The organism is Nonomuraea sp. NPDC050310, from assembly GCF_040655795.1.
In the GTDB taxonomy this organism is placed as follows: Bacteria; Actinomycetota; Actinomycetes; order Streptosporangiales; family Streptosporangiaceae; genus Nonomuraea.
Genome location: NZ_JBFAKP010000002.1, coordinates 657,772 through 676,617 on the forward strand (window position 1 = coordinate 657,772; position 18,846 = coordinate 676,617).

The 18,846-nt window shown below is 73.5% G+C and carries 18 protein-coding genes; 9 read left to right on the forward strand and 9 right to left on the reverse strand.

The window, feature by feature from the left end; translation table 11 throughout:
* Window positions 1–161 precede the first annotated feature (161 nt).
* The 3 genes from AB0I67_RS09360 (at window position 162) to AB0I67_RS09370 (ending at window position 3,286) form a co-directional block, all read left to right on the forward strand.
* Entirely contained in the window at window positions 162–1,589 is a 1,428-nt protein-coding gene (locus tag AB0I67_RS09360; protein WP_357920163.1) for an alpha/beta fold hydrolase, read from the forward strand.
* 61 nt (window positions 1,590–1,650) lie between these two features.
* Window positions 1,651–2,166, forward strand: coding sequence for a SigE family RNA polymerase sigma factor (locus AB0I67_RS09365; RefSeq protein WP_357920166.1), 516 nt, complete (start codon window positions 1,651–1,653; stop codon window positions 2,164–2,166).
* A gap of 4 nt (window positions 2,167–2,170) precedes the next feature.
* A complete protein-coding gene (locus AB0I67_RS09370; RefSeq protein ID WP_357920169.1) occupies window positions 2,171–3,286 on the forward strand; it encodes a hypothetical protein in 1,116 nt (371 codons plus the stop codon).
* A gap of 19 nt (window positions 3,287–3,305) precedes the next feature.
* Here the strand turns inward: AB0I67_RS09370 and AB0I67_RS09375 are convergent, their stop codons facing one another.
* The 4 genes from AB0I67_RS09375 to AB0I67_RS09390 all read right to left on the reverse strand — a co-directional run bounded on the left by AB0I67_RS09375 (window position 3,306) and on the right by AB0I67_RS09390 (window position 7,811).
* The gene (locus tag AB0I67_RS09375; RefSeq protein WP_357920172.1) at window positions 3,306–4,085 is read right to left on the reverse strand and encodes a hypothetical protein; all 780 of its coding nucleotides are present in this window, start codon (window positions 4,083–4,085) and stop codon (window positions 3,306–3,308) included.
* Window positions 4,082–4,582 (reverse strand): SigE family RNA polymerase sigma factor, encoded by a 501-nt coding sequence (locus tag AB0I67_RS09380; protein WP_357920175.1) that lies wholly within the window; start codon window positions 4,580–4,582, stop codon window positions 4,082–4,084. The genes AB0I67_RS09375 and AB0I67_RS09380 overlap by 4 nt, the downstream gene beginning before the upstream one ends.
* A 113-nt stretch (window positions 4,583–4,695) precedes the next feature.
* A complete protein-coding gene (locus AB0I67_RS09385) occupies window positions 4,696–7,545 on the reverse strand; it encodes an AAA family ATPase (RefSeq protein WP_357920178.1) in 2,850 nt (949 codons plus the stop codon).
* Between the two features lie 113 nt (window positions 7,546–7,658).
* A complete protein-coding gene (locus AB0I67_RS09390; protein WP_357920181.1) occupies window positions 7,659–7,811 on the reverse strand; it encodes a hypothetical protein in 153 nt (50 codons plus the stop codon).
* Window positions 7,812–8,012: 201 nt separating this feature from the next.
* On the opposite strand from AB0I67_RS09390, the gene AB0I67_RS09395 reads away from it, so the two are divergent.
* Genes AB0I67_RS09395 through AB0I67_RS09415 form a run of 5 tightly spaced genes read left to right on the forward strand, consistent with a single transcriptional unit; the run spans window position 8,013 to window position 12,345 of the window.
* Window positions 8,013–8,936 (forward strand): hypothetical protein, encoded by a 924-nt coding sequence (locus AB0I67_RS09395; RefSeq protein WP_357920184.1) that lies wholly within the window; start codon window positions 8,013–8,015, stop codon window positions 8,934–8,936.
* Between the two features lie 47 nt (window positions 8,937–8,983).
* Entirely contained in the window at window positions 8,984–9,913 is a 930-nt protein-coding gene (gene deoC / locus AB0I67_RS09400) for a deoxyribose-phosphate aldolase (protein WP_357920187.1), read from the forward strand.
* Window positions 9,913–11,340: an aldehyde dehydrogenase family protein gene (locus AB0I67_RS09405; RefSeq protein ID WP_357920190.1), complete on the forward strand. Its 1,428-nt coding sequence runs from the start codon at window positions 9,913–9,915 to the stop codon at window positions 11,338–11,340. The genes deoC and AB0I67_RS09405 overlap by 1 nt, the downstream gene beginning before the upstream one ends.
* Window positions 11,330–11,500 (forward strand): hypothetical protein, encoded by a 171-nt coding sequence (locus AB0I67_RS09410; protein WP_357920193.1) that lies wholly within the window; start codon window positions 11,330–11,332, stop codon window positions 11,498–11,500. The genes AB0I67_RS09405 and AB0I67_RS09410 overlap by 11 nt, the downstream gene beginning before the upstream one ends.
* On the forward strand, window positions 11,497–12,345 hold the full coding sequence (locus AB0I67_RS09415; RefSeq protein WP_357920196.1) for an aldehyde dehydrogenase family protein: 849 nt from the start codon (window positions 11,497–11,499) through the stop codon (window positions 12,343–12,345). The genes AB0I67_RS09410 and AB0I67_RS09415 overlap by 4 nt, the downstream gene beginning before the upstream one ends.
* Before the next feature lie 54 nt (window positions 12,346–12,399).
* Here the strand turns inward: AB0I67_RS09415 and AB0I67_RS09420 are convergent, their stop codons facing one another.
* Window positions 12,400–12,663, reverse strand: coding sequence for a zinc-binding dehydrogenase (locus AB0I67_RS09420; RefSeq protein ID WP_357920199.1), 264 nt, complete (start codon window positions 12,661–12,663; stop codon window positions 12,400–12,402).
* A 170-nt stretch (window positions 12,664–12,833) separates the two neighbouring features.
* A complete protein-coding gene (locus AB0I67_RS09425) occupies window positions 12,834–14,291 on the reverse strand; it encodes an amidase family protein (RefSeq protein WP_357920202.1) in 1,458 nt (485 codons plus the stop codon).
* A gap of 48 nt (window positions 14,292–14,339) precedes the next feature.
* Between AB0I67_RS09425 and AB0I67_RS09430 the strand changes: the two genes are divergently transcribed.
* Window positions 14,340–15,521, forward strand: coding sequence for a pyridoxal-phosphate dependent enzyme (locus AB0I67_RS09430; protein ID WP_357920204.1), 1,182 nt, complete (start codon window positions 14,340–14,342; stop codon window positions 15,519–15,521).
* Here AB0I67_RS09430 and AB0I67_RS09435 read toward each other — a convergent pair.
* Genes AB0I67_RS09435 through AB0I67_RS09445 form a run of 3 tightly spaced genes read right to left on the reverse strand, consistent with a single transcriptional unit; the run spans window position 15,514 to window position 18,829 of the window.
* Window positions 15,514–16,200, reverse strand: coding sequence for a hypothetical protein (locus AB0I67_RS09435; protein ID WP_357920207.1), 687 nt, complete (start codon window positions 16,198–16,200; stop codon window positions 15,514–15,516). The two genes, AB0I67_RS09430 and AB0I67_RS09435, sit on opposite strands and share 8 nt — an antisense overlap.
* The gene (gene hrpB, locus AB0I67_RS09440; RefSeq protein WP_357920210.1) at window positions 16,197–18,512 is read right to left on the reverse strand and encodes an ATP-dependent helicase HrpB; all 2,316 of its coding nucleotides are present in this window, start codon (window positions 18,510–18,512) and stop codon (window positions 16,197–16,199) included. The genes AB0I67_RS09435 and hrpB overlap by 4 nt, the downstream gene beginning before the upstream one ends.
* Window positions 18,509–18,829 carry a metalloregulator ArsR/SmtB family transcription factor gene (locus AB0I67_RS09445; RefSeq protein ID WP_357920213.1) on the reverse strand — a complete coding sequence of 107 codons (321 nt, stop codon included), beginning with the start codon at window positions 18,827–18,829 and terminating at the stop codon, window positions 18,509–18,511. The genes hrpB and AB0I67_RS09445 overlap by 4 nt, the downstream gene beginning before the upstream one ends.
* Window positions 18,830–18,846 lie beyond the last annotated feature (17 nt).

Genomic DNA, 18,846 nt, shown 5'->3' on the forward strand with positions numbered 1-18,846 from the left:
CCCGCCATCCTGGCCCAAACCGGCCGAGGGGCGCGACTCCCGGGTCGTGCCGGTCTCCTGCTTCCGGCCGCCGGCCTCCTCCGGCAGGCGTAGTGCGGGCCGGGCGGAACGGGGGGCGATCCCCGATGCTGTCCGCGGGCGGGGTGTTCGAGGGTGCTGTCATGAGGATTCCAGCCGCTCTGGCGGCCCTGACCTGTACCGCCGCCGTCCTGGCGCCCCTGCCCGCCCGAGCGGCCGAGCCGGCCTGCGTGCCAGTGCCGAGGGCGGTGTGCGGGTCCATCCAGGTGCCCTTGGTCCGTGCTCGCCCCGATCTGGGCAACACCACGGTCGGCTACGCGCTCGTCCGGCGCAAGGACACCTCCCGGCCCGCCGCCGGGACGATCGCCTTCAACCCGGGCGGGCCGGGCGGCTCGACCGTGAACATGGCCGCGCAGTACACCGAGCTGTACGCCGACCTCCTGAACGACCACGACTTCCTGCTGGTCGATCCGCGCGGGGTCAACCGGTCGGGCGTCCTCGACTGCGGGATCACCGGGTTCCCCGCGACGACCTCGGCGATGATCCGCGACGCCGAGCGGTGCGGGCGGGCGCTCGGCGAGCGGTCGCGCGGCTACACCTCGGCCGAGACCGCCGACGACCTCGACGCGGTCCGGGCGAAGCTCGGCCTCGACAAGCTGGTGCTCAAGGGCGAGTCGTACGGGACGAACCTGATGACCGTCTACGCCCAGCGGCATCCGACGCGGGTGCAGTCGGCGGTCCTGTCGAGCGCCTACCCGCTCGACCGCGACACCTGGTTCGCCTCCAACGCCCGCGCGCTGCGGCGCTCGGTCCGGCTGCTGTGCGAGCCAGGCGGCTGCGACAGCCGCCGGGTCCTGGCCGACCTGGGCCGGCTGGCCGCCCGGCTGCGGGTCCGGCCGATCGAGTACCGCGTGGACGGCGAGCGATGGGTCGTCGACGACGTCGTCCTCGCCGGCCTGGTCTACGTGTCGGCCGCGAACGTCCCCTCCCTGCTCGGACAGGTGCCGCGGATGGTCGCCGAGGCGCTTCGCGGGGACCCCGCCAAGCTCGTGGCGCTGGCCCGCCAGGCCAAGCGGCCGAGCGGCAACGGCGAGGAGCCCTTCAACCACGGCCTGAGCCACGCGGTGCCGTGCAACGACTACCGCTGGGCCTGGGACTTCTCGGCCTCCTTCGCGGACAGGGAGCGGCAGTTCGAGCGCGCCCGCGCCAAGCTGCCCGCCAAGGACTTCCGGCCGTTCGGCGTGCGCACCTGGACCACCGCGCTGCGCAGCGGCAACTGCCTGCGCTGGCCCGACACCAATCCGCCGCGCCCGCGGCTGGGCGGGCCCCTCCCGGTGGTCCCGGTGCTGGTCACCTCCGGTGTGATGGACACCAACACCACCCTCGAACAGGGCCGCCAGGCCGCCGCGCAGTACCCTCGATCCACCTTCGTCGCCGTCCCCCACCTGGGCCACCTGCCCGAACGGGAGCCGAGCGGCTGCGTGGTGCGGATGCACACCCACTTCATCCGCACCGGGACGCCGGGCGACCTGTCGTGCCTGGACCGGATCCCCGCGGTTCCGGTGTCCTGACCTCCGGGGTGCAACCTTTCGCCCGTCCGGCCGCGTTGGGAACGGGCGAAGGGAGATCACTGTGGATCACGAGGGGTTTCGCGAGTTCGTGCTCGCCCGGCAGCAGGCGCTGATGCGCACAGCCTGCCTGCTCGTGGGCGATCCGCATCTCGCCGAGGACCTGCTGCAAAGCGTGCTGATCAACGTGGCAGGGAAGTGGGATCGGCTGGCCAGGACGGGCAACCCCGAGGCCTACACGCGCAAGGCCCTGGTGAACCAGTACATCTCCTGGCGTCGCCGGTTACGTCCCGAACTGCCGAGCGCGCATCCGCCGGACGTGGGCGGCTACGCCCACGACGAGGAGACGCTCGACCGGATCGTCCTGCGGCAGGCCCTGGCCAAACTCACCCGCAAGCAGCGGGCGGTGCTCGTCCTGCGGTTCTGGGAGGACCTCACCGAGGCCCAGACCGCCGAGGCGCTCGGCTGCTCGGTCGGGAACGTCAAGAGCCAGACCCATCACGCGCTGGCCCGCCTGCGCGTGCTCGCACCCGAGCTGGTGCGAACCCCATCCTTGGCCGACCTAGCCACGCGGAGGTGACACGATGACCAGGCTGCGCAGGGCGCTGGAGGGCATCGCCCAGGAAACACCGTTGGTCGACAACCTCGCCGAGGGCGCCCTCCGGGGCTACCGGCGGCGCCGCCGTACCCGCCGGATCGTGGCCTCCGCGTTCACCGCGGCCGTGGTGGTCGCGGGCGGCGTGTTGACGGCGGGCGCGTTGCGGCCGGCGGCTCCGGTCGAGGTGGGCTCGGCCGGGGTGCAGGAGCTTCCCGACCTGCCCGAGGGAGCGGTGGGCCCGGCCGGCCGGGCCCACCTCGTCCCCTGCGAGTACGACCGCGAGAGCAAGGAGCTGGACTGCTCCAGCTCCGAGTGGCGGCTGGTCACCCGGTCCGGGAAGACCTACCGGCTGCCGCGCGCCACCGCGTACGCGGGCAACGACCGCGTCCCGGTCGCGATCAGCCGGGACGGGCGGTTCCTGGCCTTCTACGACGACAAGGCCGGCGCGCACGTCGTGCGGGACCTGGTGAGCGGGCCGGAAGTGGTCTCGGGCGTGCGCGTCGAGCTGTCGAAGGTCGGGCCGGGATCCATGCTCGTGCTCTCCGACGACGGGCGGCACCTGTTCTTCGACCCCCGCGAGGGGAGCGCGGCGCCGGGGCTGCTCGTCGACGTGGCGGGCGGGAAGAGCGAGCCGGTGTCCGGGGTCTACGAGGCGGTCAGCATCAAGGACGGGATGCTGCAGCTCGTCCGGTACATCAAGACCGACCACTGGCTGCGGCCGGTGTCCGGCAAGAGCGGGCGGCCGGTGCGGTTCGACGGGGCCTACATCATGTTCTCCGAACCGGCTCCTGACGGGGCGAGGGTGGTGGCCGTGGAGCACGCGACCATGGCCAAGCGGGTGCTCAGCGTGCTCGACGCGAAGAAGGGGAAGGTACTGCGCCGATTGACTCTCGACGGGCTGCCGAAGCAGGGCGGGCTGGCCGGGACCGGGTTGTGGCTCAGCGACTCGGAGGTCACCGTCTTCTTCGACGCCGGGAAGGGCGGGGTCCGGGCCTACGCGGTCGACGTCCGGAGCGGGCGGCTGCGGCTGCTGGAGAAGTACACCGGCGCGGCGGAGCTGGTGGCCCTGCCCGGGCAGGCGGCCGGGGACGGCAGCTTCTGACGCCTGCCCGGGCGTGGGCTCAGTCGGCGGGGGTCGGTTCCGGGCGGTCGTAGAGGGCGACGGCCCAGCCGCCCGGCGCCTCGCCCACCTCGGCCGACAGCCGGTCGCGGACCTCGGGCCGCAGCAGCGAGCGGGCCTGGGCCGGCTCGTCGCACCCGCCCGGCCCTCCGCCGACCGGCGGGCAGCCCGTGACGGTCTCCGCCACCTTCCGAACCGGCGCGTCGGCCGGATAGACCCAGACCCGGATGGTCTGCGGCCCCTCCAGCCAGCCGGTGGGCGCCGAGCGCCGGTCGTGGTGCCCGCCCGCGCCCTTCCCGCAGCGTCCGGCCGTACCGCCGGGCTCACCGCCCTTGAGCTGCATCTCGGTGACCACCCACGCCTGCGGATCGGCGCAGAACACCCGGAAGGCCGTGGAGAAGCTCACCGGGGTGAAGGTCACCGCCCGGCCGGCGCCCGTCGTCGCGAACCGCTCGGAGTGCAGCAGCGGGAGGCGGAACCGCTCCGCCCCCAGCACCACCGTGTAGCTGTCGGGCACCTTCGGCCCGGGATGGACCCGGGTCGGGCCGGGGGCCTGGGCGACCGTCGTCCCGTCCGGCTCGGGCGGCCCGCCCGGCAGCCCGGTCGTCAGCCCCACGGCGACGACCGCGGCGGCCAGCGCCGCCCCGGCCGTCACCACCCTCCTGGTACGGCGAAGCCGCCGCCCCCGGCGCACGATCGCCGCCAGGTTCGCGGCCGGTTCGCCCCGGGTCTCCACCTGCTCGGCCAGCAGGTCGCGCAGGTCGCTTTCGGTGTGCCTCATCGGTGGACCCTCTCCACGTTCATGAGCTGAATGTCCGGATCGACGCGGAGGCGGCCGAGCGCCCGGCTGAGCTGGCGCTTCACCGCCCCCGCCGAGCAGCCGAGGATCTCGGCCACCTGGACGAGCGTGCGCCCCTCGAAGTAGTGCAGAACGATCACCGCGCGCTGGCGAGGGGAGAGCGCGGCGATCGCGCTCCGCAGCGAGGCCCGGTCGGCCAGTTCGGCGGCCGGGTCGCGGGGATCGGCCACCTCGGGCAGGTGCTCGGCCGGGACCTCACCCCGCCAGCGCCGCCGCCACCAGGACGCGTGCGTGTTCACGATGATCCGGTAGACGTAGGGGTCGGGGTTGCCCTCGATCCGCCGCCAGGCGACCCACGCCTTGGCCAGGGCGGTTTGTACCAGGTCTTCGGCCGTGGCCCACTCCCGGGTGAGGAGATAGGCCATGCGGCACAGCCGGGAATGGCGTTGTGCCACATAGTCGGCGAACCCTTCTTCCATCCGTCAACTCCGTCGTTCAGGGCTGATTGCCTCCGGAGAGGACTACCGCCCGGAGGGCGTGGATGGTTGACACCGAAGGTCGCGCACTTTCCCGGAGACCGGAGCCGGGACGGCTAGGACAGCAGGGAGAGCCGGTGCGCGGCGGCGGCGGCCTCGCCGCGGCTGCCGACGCCGAGCTTGGCCAGGATGTTGGACACGTGCACGCTGACCGTCTTGGCGGAGATGAACAGCTCCGCGGCGATGTCGCGGTTGCTGCGGCCCAGGGCGACCAGGCGCAGGACCTCGACCTCGCGGGGGGTCAGCAGCTCGGGGGTGTCGTGCTCCTCCAGGGCCGCGCCGACGCGCCGGGCGAGGGCCTCGATCTCGGTGAGCAGCGGCGTGGCGCGCAGGGTCACCGCGAGCGGGTGGGCGGTGCGCAGCCGGGTGGCGGCGCCGTCGCGGTCACCGGCGTGCGCGGCGACGCCGGCGGCGTACAGCAGGGCCTTGGCCTGCGGGTGCGGCCGGCCGAGCCGGGACCAGGCGGCGGCCGCGGCGTCGAAGTCGCCGGAGAAGGTGAGCTGGTAGGCCCCGGCCACCGGGCCGGACACCCGCAGCGTCTGGGCGAGCTCGCGGGCGCGGGCGAGCACGGCGGCGGCCCGGGCCGGCTCGACGACCGCGGCGGCGTCGCAGACGAGCCGGATCACCGTCAGCAGCCGCCAGCCGAGCATGGCCTTGCTGGAGAGCTTGCTGGCCAGGAACCGTTCGCAGACGGCCAGTGCGGAGGCGGGGTCGCCCTTGAACAGGTGCCAGCCGATGTGCAGCCGGGTGTTGCTGGTGAAGTCCTGGAGGAGGTCCTGCGGGATGTCCTTGAGCGCGCCGAGCTCGGCGAGGATGCCCTCGACGAGGTCGAGCTCGCCGCGCGAGAGCGCGATGTCGGCGCGCACCCGCTTGAGGTGGCGCAGGTCGTGCGCGCTGGGTCCCAGGCTCATGGCGCGGTCGAGGGTCTCGACGGCCTCGTCCCAGCGGCCGAGCGATTCGAGGGCCTCGGCGCGGTTGTTGAGGATGAACGCGCCGCTGTGGCGGAGCCTGCCGTACTTCTTGGCCAGGTCGACGCCCTCGTCGGCGAGGTCGAGCGCCTCGGCGGAGCGGCCGAGGTCGTTGAGGGTGTCGACGGCGTTGGCGATGGCGCGCAGGATGACGCGGCCGTTGTTCTCGGCCTCGCCCAGCCGGCGGGCGCGGATGACGGAGTCGAGGGTGGCGGGGAGGTCGCCGTCCATGGAGGTGCCGAGGGAGAGGTTCATCAGGAAGTCGGCGCGCAGGCAGGAGTCGTCGAGCTCCTCGGCCAGGCGGAGCCCCTCGGTGGCGAGCTGCGTGCCCTCCTCTATCTCGCCGCGGAGCATGAGGTGCTGGCTCATCCGTTCGAGGACCTCGGCGCGGGCCTGGCCGGGCTGCGGGACCAGGCCCAGGGCGTAGCGGAAGTCGCCGGTGACGCCCTGCTTGCCCTTGTGGATCTGCAGGGCGGCCCAGCGGACGGTGAGCTGCGCGACCCGCTCGGGCTCGGCGGTCTCGTCGAGCTGCTTGAGCGCGGCCTTGACGAACTTCATCGCCTTGTCGATCTCGGCGCCGGCCTGGGCGGAGATGGCGGCCTTCTCCAGGACATGCGTGGAGTCGGTGCCGGTCAGCTCGGCGGCGTCGGGCACCTTGTCCCAGAGCATGAGGACGCGTTCGAGCAGCGGGATGGCCTCGGTGTAGGCGAAGGCCTTGAACGACTTGCGCGCGGCCTCCCACGCCGAGACCAGAGCCTGCTCGTCGTTGCGGGCGCTGTACCAGTGGTGCGCGAGCTCGACGGCGGCGCGGCCCATCGGCACGAGGCGGCGGTTCTTGGAGATCTCCTCGGCGTAGCGGGCGTGCAGCCGCTGGTGCTCGCCGGGCAGGAGCTCGTCGTGCACGGCCTCGCGGATCAGCGCGTGCCGGAAGACGTAGGCCCGGTTGTCCGCGATCTGCAGGACGTTGCCGGCGATGGCCGGGCGCAGGGCGCTCTCCAGCTCGAGGTCGGAGAGCTGGCTGACCCGGGCGAGCAGCGTGTGGCCGACCCGGATCCCGCCGGCGGCGGCCATGCGCAGCACCCGCTGGGTCTCCTCCGGCAGCCGCTCGACCGCGGCGAGGATGAGGTCCTGCATCGACTCCGGGAACGAGCACTCCGAGCCGCCGTCCAGCAGGGCCTCGACGAACAGCGGGATGCCCTCGCTGCGCTCGTAGACCTTCTGGACCCTGGTGTAGGCGGGGACGGCGCCGAGGATGCCGGCCATCTGCTCGGCGACCTCGTCGCGCGACAGGCGGGGCAGGTCGAGCCGGAGCACGCCGTCGACCCGGCCGAGCTCGGCCAGGACCGGCCGGAGCGGGTGCTGGCGGTGCAGGTCGTCGGAGCGGTAGGTCAGCACCATGAGCACCTGCGCCGAGCGCAGGTTGCGGCTGAGGAAGGCGATCAGGTCGCGGCTGGAGCGATCCGCCCAGTGGATGTCCTCGATCACGAGGATGGTCGGGCGCGTCTCGGAGACGCGCTCCAGCAGCGTCAGGAACTGCTCGAACAGCCGGGCGCGGCCGGCGTCGGTCTCGCCGTCGCCGCTGGGCTCCCCGAACTCGGGCAGCAGCCGGGCCAGATCGCGGCCGGCCCCTTCGGGCAGGAGCGCGGCGACCTGGCCGGTGCTGGTCTCGCGGACGAGCTGGCGGAGCGCGGCGGTGAAGGGGGCGTAGGCGAGGCCCTCGGTGGACAGCTCGACGCACCCGCCGAACAGCACGTGGGCGCCGCCCTGGACGGCGTGCTCGGAGAAGCGCTGCACGAGCCGGGTCTTGCCGACTCCGGCCTCGCCGCCCACCAGTACGGCTGTCGCCGTGCCCTTCCGGGCCTCGTCGTAGGCCTCGGAGAGGATCGAGAGTTCGTCCTGCCGCCCGACGAAGACCGGGCTTACCGAACGTCCCAGCATGTCGTTAAGCATCGCATGCCTTTTGATGAGCTTTCGACGGGTTTACCAGCAAGATCACGGGGGCTTTGAGGCCCGGCCGCGAGGGAGGATGCGGCCGGGCTCTCTTGGCGTGGTCATGACTCGTCGGAGTGGCGCTTGCCGAAGACCGAGCGGCGCTCGGACTTCTGGTCCTTCTGGGCCTCCTTGACCCGGCGGTGCTTCGCGGCGGCCCGCTGAAGCTCGCTGACGTGGGACTTGATGAGCTGGTATTCGAGTTCTGCGTTCATGTCTTAAAGCTTCGCGCTAAGGCCGGGACCCGGGCATCGGGCGGATGTCCTATCTCTTGCCGAACCATCGGCTTAGAACTACCTAGGACACGCCGCACGCAGCCCTAAGGCAGGCCACCATGGGGTGCCGTGAGGCTCCTTATGATCATCTCGTTGCTCGTTCCCCAGCCTTCCGCCCCAGCTCAGGACGGTGGCTGGCGAGTGTCTAGGGCATCGAGCCCGGGTGTGCTGGGCGGCTACCAGGAGGTCGGCGCCAGCCGTACGGACGAGGCCTGGGTGGTCCGCACGGGCCGTCCCCTGCTGCTCTGGAACGGCCGGACGTGGCGCAGCCAGGGCGGCGCCGAGGCGCCCTACCTGGTGCGCGGGCACGGCCCCGAGGAGGTGTGGCGCTTCAACGAGAGCGTCGAGCAGGTGACCGTCTGGCGGTGGAACGGCCGCAGGTGGAGCAGCCTGCCGATCCCCGAGCCGGGCGCGCACGCGACCGCCGCGGTGGTCCCGGCCAAGGGGGAGTGCTGGGCGGCGGGGCTGCGGTTCGGCGCGCAGGGCATGCGGGACGTGGTGTGGCACCACGCCGGTGGCCGGTGGCGTACCGTCGCCGCGCCGGCGCCCCTGACCGACTTCGCCGCCGTCTCCAGCTCCGCGGTGTGGGCGCTGAGCAGCTACGAGGGCGGCCCGTCCGCCTCGATCCTGCGCTGGGACGGCCGGCAGTGGGCGCCGGAGCACCTGCCGCCGCTGGAGTTCGCGGAGCTGGCCGACATCGTGGCGCTGGCCGAGGACGACGTCTGGGCGGTCGGCGCGATCGTGGTCCGCCGCGACGGCGTGCGCTCGCTGCGCGAGGCGCTGGTCCTGCACTGGGACGGTACGGCGTGGCGGCGGGTCCAGCACCGCCCGGCGGCCACGGGCTTCACGGCCGCCGCGCCCGACGGGACCGGCGGCCTGTGGCTGGCGACCGAGTCGGCCGAGGGCCCCGACACGCTCACCCGCCACCGCCGCGGCGCCTGGGAGTCGGTCGCGCTGGGCCTGCCGAAGGCCCAGGTCAAGGGCCTGGCCAACGTTCCGGGCAGCACCCGGATGTGGGCCACGGTGGACGCCGACGGCGAACAAGTGATCCTCTCGTACAAGTGAGTTTGGAATCATCGGTCCCGGTCGGCGATGCTGTGAGGGTGTCAACTGTGACTACTCCGCTCGCCGACGTCGCGTCTTCCAACGCGACGTTGCGAGCATTCCTGCACGGCCTGCCCGGTGTCGACCGGGTCGGCGCGGACCAGCGGGCCGCCATGCTCGGCACTCGCTCGATCAAGACCAGCGCGAAGGCGCAGGCCATCGACCTGGCCATCTCCATGGTCGACCTGACCACGCTGGAGGGCGCCGACACCCCGGGCAAGGTCCGGGCGATGTCCACCAAGGCGGTGCACCCCGGCGGGGACGCGCCTCGCGTGGCCGCGGTCTGCGTCTACCCCGACCTGGTCCACGTCGCCGCCGAGACGGTCAAGGGCTCGGGCGTCAAGGTCGCCTCGGTCGCCACCGCCTTCCCCAGCGGGCGCAGCTCGCTGGAGGTGAAGGTGAGCGACACCGCGCTCGCGGTCGCCGCCGGGGCCGACGAGATCGACATGGTCATCGACCGCGGCGCCTTCCTGGCCGGCGACTACGTCAAGGTCTTCGAGGAGATCCGCGCGGTCAAGGCCGCCTGCGGCGACGCGCACCTGAAGGTGATCCTCGAGACCGGCGAACTGGCCACCTACGACAACGTCCGGCGGGCGTCCTGGCTGGCGATGCTGGCCGGCGGCGACTTCATCAAGACCTCGACCGGCAAGGTGCAGCCCGCCGCGACGCTGCCGGTGACCCTGATCATGCTGGAAGCGGTGCGCGACTTCCGCGACGCCACCGGCGTCCAGATCGGCGTGAAGCCGGCCGGCGGCATCCGCACCACCAAGGACGCCATCAAGATGCTCGTCCTGGTCAACGAGACGGTCGGCGACGACTGGCTGTCGCCCGACTGGTTCAGGCTCGGCGCCTCCACGCTGCTCAACGACCTGCTCATGCAGCGGCAGAAGCTCACGACCGGGCGCTACGCCGGTCCCGACTACTTCACCTTGGACTGATGATGTTCGAATACGCACCTGCGCCGGAGTCGCGCGACGTCGTCGACATCAAGCCGTCCTACGGGTTGTTCATCGACGGCGAGTTCGTGGACGGGTCGGGCCAGGCCTTCAAGACGATCAACCCGGCCTCCGAGGAGTCGCTGGCCGAGGTGGCCGCGGCGAGCGAGGCCGATGTCGACCGGGCCGTCCAGGCCGCCCGCAAGGCGTTCGGCGGCTGGTCGGCGCTGCCCGGCGCCGAGCGCGCGAAGTACCTCTTCCGCATCGCCAGGATCATCCAGGAGCGCGCCCGCGAGCTGGCCGTCCTGGAGAGCCTCGACAACGGCAAGCCCATCCGCGAGTCGCGCGACGTCGACCTGCCGCTGGTCGCCGCGCACTTCTTCTACTACGCCGGCTGGGCCGACAAGCTCAACCACGCCGGCTTCGGCTCGAATCCGCGCCCGCTGGGCGTGGCCGGGCAGGTCATCCCGTGGAACTTCCCGCTGCTCATGCTGGCGTGGAAGATCGCGCCCGCGCTGGCCTGCGGGAACACCGTGGTGCTCAAGCCGGCCGAGACCACCCCGCTGACCGCGCTCGCCTTCGCCGAGATCTGCGTGCAGGCCGAGCTGCCGCCCGGCGTGGTCAACATCGTCACCGGCGCGGGCGAGACCGGCGCGGCCCTGGTCGCGCACCCCGACGTCAACAAGGTGGCCTTCACCGGCTCCACCGAGGTCGGCAAGCTCATCGCCCGCTCGGTCGCCGGCACCGCCAAGCGCGTGACGCTGGAGCTCGGCGGCAAGGCGGCCAACATCGTCTTCGAGGACGCGCCGATCGACCAGGCGGTCGAGGGCATCGTCAACGGCATCTTCTTCAACCAGGGCCACGTCTGCTGCGCGGGCTCGCGGCTGCTGGTGCAGGAGTCGGTGTACGACGAGGTGCTCGCCTCGCTCAAGCGCCGCGTGTCCACGCTGCGCGTCGGCGACCCGCTGGACAAGAACACCGACATCGGCGCGATCAACTCCGCCGAGCAGCTCGCCAAGATCCGCGAGCTGTCGGAGATCGGCGAGTCGGAGGGCGCCGAGCGCTGGTCGCCCGCCTGCGACCTGCCCGAGCGCGGCTTCTGGTTCCCGCCGACGCTCTTCACCGGCGTCGCCCAGTCGCACCGCATCGCCCGCGACGAGATCTTCGGCCCGGTCCTGTCCGTGCTCACCTTCCGCACCCCGGCCGAGGCCGTGGAGAAGGCGAACAACACGCCGTACGGCCTGTCGGCCGGCGTGTGGACGGAGAAGGGCTCGCGCATCCTGTGGATGGCCGACCGGCTGCGCGCCGGCGTCGTCTGGGCCAACACCTTCAACCGGTTCGACCCCACCTCGCCCTTCGGCGGCTTCAAGGAGTCCGGCTACGGCCGGGAGGGCGGGCGGCTGGGGCTGGAGGCCTACCTTGACGTGTGAGTACAAGAAGAAGACCAGGCGCCGCCGCCAGGCCACCCGTGGCAAGGCGTTCGCGCGGGCCGGGCGTCCGGTCCGCACGGGCTGGTTCGCGCACCGCTGCGGAGTGAGCCGCTGCGGTCAGATCTTCGTGCCGGTCCGGCCGATCCAGGAGCCACGATGAGCAGGCTGTCCGTCCGCAAGACCTACAAGTTGTTCATCGGCGGGGCCTTCCCCCGGTCGGAGAGCGGAAGGTCCTACGCCGTGACCTCCTCCAAGGGCGACTTCCTCGCCAACGCCTCGCGCGCCTCGCGCAAGGACGCCCGCGACGCGGTCACCGCCGCGCGCAAGGCCTTCCCCGGCTGGTCGGGCGCGACCGCGTACAACCGCGGCCAGATCCTCTACCGCATCGCCGAGATGCTGGAGGGCCGCCGCGCGCAGTTCGTGGACGAGCTCGGCGTCGGCAAGAAGGCCGCGCTGGAGCAGGTCGACGCGGCCATCGACCGCCTCGTCTGGTACGCCGGGTGGTCCGACAAGATCACTTCTGTGTACGGCGGAGCCAACCCGGTCGCCGGCCCGTACTTCAACCTCTCCACTCCCGAGCCCACCGGCGTCGTCGCGGTGATCGCCCCGGCCGATCCGCTGCTCGGCCTGGTCTCGGTCGTCGCCCCGGTGATCGTCACCGGTAACACCAGCGTGGTCGTCGCCTCCGAGCCCGCCCCGCTGGCCGCGATCACTCTGGCCGAGGTGCTGGCCACCTCCGACCTGCCCGGCGGCGTGGTGAACATCCTCACCGGCCGCCAGGCCGAGCTGGCCCCCTGGCTGGCCTCGCACATGGACGTCAACGGCCTCGACCTCAGCGGCGTGGCCGCCCCCGAGCTGGCCGTCGAGTGCGAGGTGGCCGCGGCGGACAACCTCAAGCGGGTGCTCCGCGGCCCGGCGGAGGCGGACTGGGCGGCCGAGCCGGGTCTCGACCGGATGACCCGCTTCCTGGAGACCAAGACCGTCTGGCACCCCGTGGGCGCCTGACGGCAGCGCGGTGGAGGGCCCGGCCTGGGATCCCAGGCCGGGCCCTCGGCATGGTCAGCGGGTCATCAGCAGGAGCGACTTGCCCACCGTGCGGCGCTCCTCCAGGGACAGATGCGCCTCGCGGGCGCGCTCCAGCGGGAAGGTCGCCCCGATCGAGGGCCGGATGCGCCCTTCGGCGGTCAGCCGCAGCGCCTCGCCGAGCAGTTCCCGGACGGCGTCCGGGCTGAGGCGCCGGTCGGTGATCGCGTTGTGCAGCGACACCCGGCGCGCGGCGGCCTCCTCCGGGTCGGGCTCGGCGAAGCCGCCGCGCGTGCTCATCGCCCAGCGAGCGCACCAGGGCGACCTTGGCCTCGCCGCGCGCCCGCGGCCTCGGGGCTGCCCAGGCCCGCGGGGGACCGAACGCCTTCACCTGGACGACAGGCATGGTGCTCGCCTTCCTTCACATCGGAACTCAGGCGTTCAGCGTGTTCCCTCAAAGCGACTTGAGGTCAAGCCGAGTAGCCGGGCGCGTGTCTGGGCCAGGGGCGGGAGGCTTCGAGCTGGGCGGCCATGCCGAGCAGGTGCGGTTCACCGCCGGGCGGGGCGACGAGCTGGACGCCGATCGGCAGGCCGGTGCTGTGCGTGGCGAAGGGGACGGTGAGCGCGGGCCAGCCGCACATGTTCCAGGCGCCGGTGGCCGGGGCGTAGCGCACGTTGACCAGGACGTTGCGCAGCAGGCCGCGGCGCCCCCAGCGGTCGGCGCGGGGCGGGACGGTGGCGAGGGTCGGGGTGACCAGCACGTCGACGGTGTCGAACCACTTGTCGGCGGCGTAGTCGCTCCAGCGGGCCCGGCTGCGGGCGCCGTCGAGGTTGAGGGACCTCAGCAGGCGGCCGGCCCGGGCCAGGGCACGGGTGCGGGGTTCGAGGCGGGTGCGGTCGAGCTCGTCGGCGTCCTCGGCGGCGCAGGCGAGCCAGGCGGCGACGGTCGCGGGGCCCAGCCAGACCGGGAGCCGGCGCGAGCGGTCGAGCGCGGTGTGCCCGGCGACGCGCAGCGCGTCGGCGGCGGCCCGGGCGGCGGCCTGGAACTCGGCGTCCACCGGCAGGCCGGGCGGGAGCGGCTGGGGGCTGACCGCCACGCGCAGGTCGAAGGGCTCGGGGCTGGTGCGGTTCAGGTCTTGGGGGGCGCGGAAGGCGTAGTCCTCGTCCTCGTCGGCCCAGACCGAGCGCAACATCCGGGGGGCCGGTTCGGTGCGCGTGCCGTACCGGTGGGCGTCGGTGAGGCCGGGGTCGGCGGCCAGCACGGACAGGGCGAGGGCGAGGTCGGCGGCGGTGGTGGCGATGGGGCCGTTCTCCGACAGGCCGCGCCAGGGGTGCGTGGGCGGCGGGACCAGGCCGGCGCCGGGCTTGATGGCCAGCACGCCGCAGGCGGCGGCGGGGATGCGCAGCGAGCCCATGCCGTCGTTGCCGAGGGCCAGCGGGACCATCCCGGCGGCGACGGCCGCGGCGCCGCCGCTGGAGGAGCCGCCCGCGGTCCTGGTGAGGTTCCAGGGGTTGCGGACGGTGCCGAAGTGGCTGTCGCCGGTGCCGACCAGGCAGAGCTCGGGGACGTTGGTGAGGCCGACGATCACCGCGCCGGCGGCCCGTAACCGCTCGACGGCGGGATGGTCGTGCGCGACCGGGACCTTCGAGGTGGCGCGGGAGCCGTTGCGCGGGGCCTCGCCGGCGACCTCCAGGTTGTCCTTGACCGCGACCGGCACCCCGGCGAGGGGCAGGTCCGGCAGGTCGCGGCGGTCCTGGAGGGCCCGTGCCTCGTCGAGCGCCTGTTCACGGACCAGGCGGAAGGCGTTGACCGCCTGGTCGCGCTTGGCGATGACGTCGAGGTGTTCACGGACCACGGTGACGGCTGAGACCTCGCCCTGCCGTACCGCCTCCGCGATCTCTGTCGCTGGTCTTCCGGCCCATGACATGTCCTGATTTTGGCCCCATGTCGGTGGCGTCGCATAGCCTCGTCCGTCATGACGTCGCTTGCTGTTGCGCAACGGTCCCTGGGTGACCCGGCGCAGACTTTCCCGTTGTGGCCGCCGCTGACCTCCGGGTGCCCGGTGACCAGCACCGCCGAGCTCGCCTTCCCCGTGGAGGTCGACTACTCCTACGCCGATCTTTCGCCGGAGTTCCGGAACGTGCGCTCCGGGCCGGACATCGCGCGCTGGCAGGAACTGCTGCCGCCCCTGCACGCGCCGACGCTGGGCGAGGGCGGCACGCCCTTGCTGGAGGTGGACGGGGTGTTCGTCAAGGACGAGTCGCGCAACCCCACGTGGTCGCACAAGGACCGCCTCAACCGGGTGACGGTGAGCGCGGCCGTGGGCGCGGGCGCGCCGGGCATCGTGGTGGCCTCCTCGGGCAACCACGGCGCCTCGGCCGCGGCCTACGCGGCTCGGGCCGGTCTTGACGCGATCGTGCTGGGCTCGGCGGAGTCGCCCCCAGCCGTCCAGGACTTCCTGCGCGCCTACGGGGCGAAGGTGTTGTCGGTGCCGGCCGAGGGGCGCTGGCCGCTGATGCGGCAGATCGTCGAGCGGCTGGGCTACCACCCGGTCAGCAACCTGACGGTGACGCACACCGGGCACCCGTTCGGCCCCGAGGGCTACAAGAGCATGGCCTACGAGCTGCACGACCAGCTCGGCCGGGCCCCGGCGGCGGTCTTCGTGCCGACCGGGTACGCCGAGCTGCTCTACGGGCTGTGGAAGGGCTTTCGCGAGCTGCGCGAGCTGGGGATCGCGCAGAGCGCGCCGAGGCTCTACTCCTGCGAGTCGGCGGTCAACGCGCCCCTGGCCCGCGCCTTCACCGACGGGGTCGCCGCGGCGAAGATCAGCTACACGTCCGGTTCCCTCGCCTATGCCATCGGCGCGGGCGTGAGCGGCTACCGCGGCGTCGTCGCGCTCCGGGAGAGCGGCGGCGCGGCGCTCACCCTGACCGACGACGAGCTGGTCGCAGCCCGGCGGCGGCTGGCCGGTCAGGGCCTGTGGGCCGAGGTGTCGAGCGCCGCGGGCCTGGCCGGGTACCGGCAGCTCGGCGAAGAGTTCGACGGGCCGGTGGTCTGCGTGTCGACCTCCAGCGGCTTCAAGGACATGGGGGTCGGCACCGCCGTACCCGAGACGGTCGAGGCGAGCTGGGCGAGCGTCGAGCGGCTGCTCACCTGATCCAGACGCGCAGCGGGCCGGTGGTGGTGAAGCCGAAGGCGAGCGGGGCCGCCAGCTCGTCGGCGCCCTCGTAGCCGACCAGGGCCTGGCCGGGGAACAGATCCGCGGCCAGCGCCAGCGTGCCGGCCCAGGCGGCGTCGATGTCGCACGCCGAGGCGAAGACGTTGGAGACGCCGACGACCTCCTCGGAGGCGTTGAGCACCGACCCGCAGGCGATCTCGCCGTCGATCCGCGCGCACAGCAGCACGGCCTCGTCCAGCACCGAGGGCAGGAACAGGCCGCCCTCCGGCCACATCGGGAAGCACGCCCGCTCCCACTCGCGCACGTCCCGCGCGACCTCCCACTCCAGCGGCGTGCCGGTGCGGGCGCGCAGGTCGGTGGGCGCGGGCCGCGGCTCGCGGTGGATCCACTGCGCCTCGAAGAGCACCCGGAACCCCGCGCCGGTCAGGTCGAGCGTGGCGAAGCTGTCCTTCACCGAGGCGTCCGGCCCCAGGTCGATGTACGGCAGGACGTCCTCGGCCCGCGCCTCCGGCGACAGGGTGACGGCGTCCGGGTAGAGGACGGGCGTGCGGTGCGCGTTGGTCCAGGCGCGTTCGCCGAAGACGCCCGGCCGGCCGTGCGCCCGGCACATCAGGTCGCACCACTCGGCGTTGTTGCGTGCTGCCTGCTGGGTCGTCACGTCACGTCCTTGAGGGGGTCCTCCGGCCAGCGATGGCGCGGATAGCGGCCGCGGAGTTCGGCCCTGACCGCACGGTATCCCTCCCGCCAGAAGGACGCGAGATCCGCGGTGACCGCGGCCGGGCGGCCCGCGGGGGACAGCAGGTGGATCAGCAGCGGTACACCGGCGATCCTGGGCGCCTCGGTCCAGCCGAACAGCTCCTGGAGCTTGACCGCGAGCACCGGCTGGTCGCCGGAGTAGTCGAGCCGGATCTTCGCGCCGCTCGGCACCTGGACGCGTTCGGGGGCGACGGCCTCCAGGCGCTGGTTCCAGGGGACCAGCCGGCGCAGGGCCTGGGCGACGTCGATGCGGGCCAGGTCCTTGCGCCGCCGGGCCCTGGACAGTTCCGGCTCCAGCCACCGGTCGGCCAGGGCGATCAGGTCGCTGACGTCCGGCCACGGGTCGCCCAGGGCGCGGTGGCAGAACGCCAGCCGCTCGCGCAGGGCCACCGCCTCGCGGGTCCAGGTCAGCACCTCGCCCGTGCGCAGGCCGGCCAGCAGGGCCTCCCGGACGTCGGCGTCCTCCAGCGGTCGCTCGCCGAGCTCGATCGCGCCCAGTCTGGTCACCCGCCGGGCCACCACGTCGCCGTCGCGCCACGCGACCTCGTCGGTGGTCGTGGGGTCGAGCGCCTGGCGGGCGGTCTCCTCGTCGATCACCACCGCCTGGCGGATCCGGGCCGAGGCCGCGCCCGTGGGCCGGTCGGCGACCGCGATGGCCAGCCATTGCGCCGTGCCCAGCCGGGAGCCCTCGGGCAGCTCCGCCCGGGTGCCGGAGGCCATCAGGTAGCCCCCGCCCCGCCGCCTGGCCACCCGCTCGGGAAACGCCAGCGCCACAGCGAGGCCCGCCACCTGCTCGTCCTTGTCGGGTACGGCGGAGCCGCCCCGCCCGGTCGAGCGCTCCAGCCGCTTGACCTCCTGCCGCCAGCGAGCCGCGAACCCGTCCCCGCCCCGGCGCGCCGTACGCCAGAGCTCGACCAGATCGTCCCCGGCCTCCCGCGGCAACTGCTCCGACAACAACGCCACCACACCGGCCGCTCGCGGCCCGACCTCCAGCAGCGCCCGTGCCAGCCGCGGATGCACCCCGGCCAACGCCATCCGCCGCCCCAGCCCGCTGACCCGCCCCTCCTCCAGCGCACCGAGCGCGTGCAGCACCTTGAGCGCCGCGGCCATCGCCGCCCCGGGCGGCGGATCGAGCAGGGCCAGTCCGGCCCCGTCCGGCGCCCCCCAGCAGGCCGCCTGCAGCGCGAACCCGGTCAGGTCGGCCAGCGCGATCTCCGGCTGCGGCTGCTCGGCGAGCCGCTCGTGCTCGGCCTGCGTCCAGCACCGGTACACCACCCCGGCCGCCTCCCGCCCAGCCCGCCCCGCCCGCTGGGTGGCCGCCGCCCGCGAGACCCGCACGGTGACCAGCGAGCCGAGCCCCCGCGCGTGGTCGGTGCGCGGCTCGCGGGCCAGCCCCGAGTCCACCACCACCCGCACGCCGGGAACGGTCAGGCTCGACTCGGCGACCGAGGTGGCCAGCACGACGCGCCTGCGCTCGCCGGGCCGCAACACCGCGTCCTGGGCCTGCGCCGGGGCCTGGCCGTGGATCTGCAGCACCTCCAGGCCGCCGAGCTGGGCGGCGACCCGGCGGATCTCGCCCACGCCGGGCAGGAAGCAGAGCACGTCGCCCTCGTGGGTCTCGATCGCCTGCCGTACGACGGAGGCCACGTGCGCGAGCAGCGCGGGATCGACGCGCAGGCCGTGGGGCGGCGCGACGGGCCGGGGCGGCGGCGCCCACACGGTCTCGACCGGGTACGCGGAACCCGTGCCGACGATCACCGGCGCGTCGCCGAGCAGCCGGGACCAGGGCGCGGTGTCGGCGGTCGCGGAGGTGGCGACCAGGCGCAGGTCAGGCCGGAGCGTCTCGCGCACGTCGAGCAGGAAGGCGAGGGCGGTGTCGGCGTCGAGGTGCCGCTCGTGGCACTCGTCGAGCATGACCACGTCCACGCCCGGCAGCTCCGGGTCGCGGTGCAGGCGCTGGAGCAGCACGCCGGTGGTGACGACCTCGACGCGCGGGTCGGCGCCGGTGACGCGCTCGCCGCGGATGGTGTAGCTCACGCCCATGCGCCGGGCCGCGGCCCGGACGGCCAGCCGGCGCGGCTCGGCGACCAGCACGCGGTAGCCGGCGTCGGCCAGCGCGAGCGGGACGACGGTGGTCTTGCCGGTGCCCGGCGGCGCGGTCAGCACGGCCCGGCCGCCGTCGGGCGTGAGGGCGGCGAGCAGGTCGGGGATCACGGCGTGCGGTCGAGTGCCGCCGCGAGGACGGAGTCGAGCAGGCCGGGGAAGCGTTCCTCCAGGTCCGCGCGGCGCAGGCTCAGGTACTTGCGGCGCCCGTCCTGCCGGGTCAGCACGACGCCGGCCTCGCGCAGGATCCGGTAGTGGTGCGACATCGTCGACTTGTGCAGCCCGGTGTCGACGCCCAGCCTGAAGCAGGTCTCCTCGCCGTCGCGGTCGAGGCGGGCGACGAGGTCGAGCCGCACCGGGTCGGCCAGCGCGCGGAGCACCTCGGTGAGCTGGATCTCCGTGGTGGCCGGCTGCGGGAGCAGGGACATGTCAACCAGCTTAGGTC

Coding starts and splice junctions, on each gene's coding strand:
- AB0I67_RS09360 (WP_357920163.1), top strand. CDS start 162: ATGAGGATTCCAGCCGCTCTGGCGGCCCTGACCTGTACCGCCGCCGTC.
- AB0I67_RS09370 (WP_357920169.1), top strand. CDS start 2,171: ATGACCAGGCTGCGCAGGGCGCTGGAGGGCATCGCCCAGGAAACACCG.
- AB0I67_RS09375 (WP_357920172.1), bottom strand. CDS start 4,085: ATGAGGCACACCGAAAGCGACCTGCGCGACCTGCTGGCCGAGCAGGTG.
- AB0I67_RS09380 (WP_357920175.1), bottom strand. CDS start 4,582: ATGGAAGAAGGGTTCGCCGACTATGTGGCACAACGCCATTCCCGGCTG.
- AB0I67_RS09385 (WP_357920178.1), bottom strand. CDS start 7,545: ATGCTGGGACGTTCGGTAAGCCCGGTCTTCGTCGGGCGGCAGGACGAA.
- AB0I67_RS09390 (WP_357920181.1), bottom strand. CDS start 7,811: ATGAACGCAGAACTCGAATACCAGCTCATCAAGTCCCACGTCAGCGAG.
- AB0I67_RS09405 (WP_357920190.1), top strand. CDS start 9,913: ATGATGTTCGAATACGCACCTGCGCCGGAGTCGCGCGACGTCGTCGAC.
- AB0I67_RS09415 (WP_357920196.1), top strand. CDS start 11,497: ATGAGCAGGCTGTCCGTCCGCAAGACCTACAAGTTGTTCATCGGCGGG.
- AB0I67_RS09420 (WP_357920199.1), bottom strand. CDS start 12,663: ATGAGCACGCGCGGCGGCTTCGCCGAGCCCGACCCGGAGGAGGCCGCC.
- AB0I67_RS09425 (WP_357920202.1), bottom strand. CDS start 14,291: ATGTCATGGGCCGGAAGACCAGCGACAGAGATCGCGGAGGCGGTACGG.
- AB0I67_RS09430 (WP_357920204.1), top strand. CDS start 14,340: ATGACGTCGCTTGCTGTTGCGCAACGGTCCCTGGGTGACCCGGCGCAG.
- AB0I67_RS09445 (WP_357920213.1), bottom strand. CDS start 18,829: ATGTCCCTGCTCCCGCAGCCGGCCACCACGGAGATCCAGCTCACCGAG.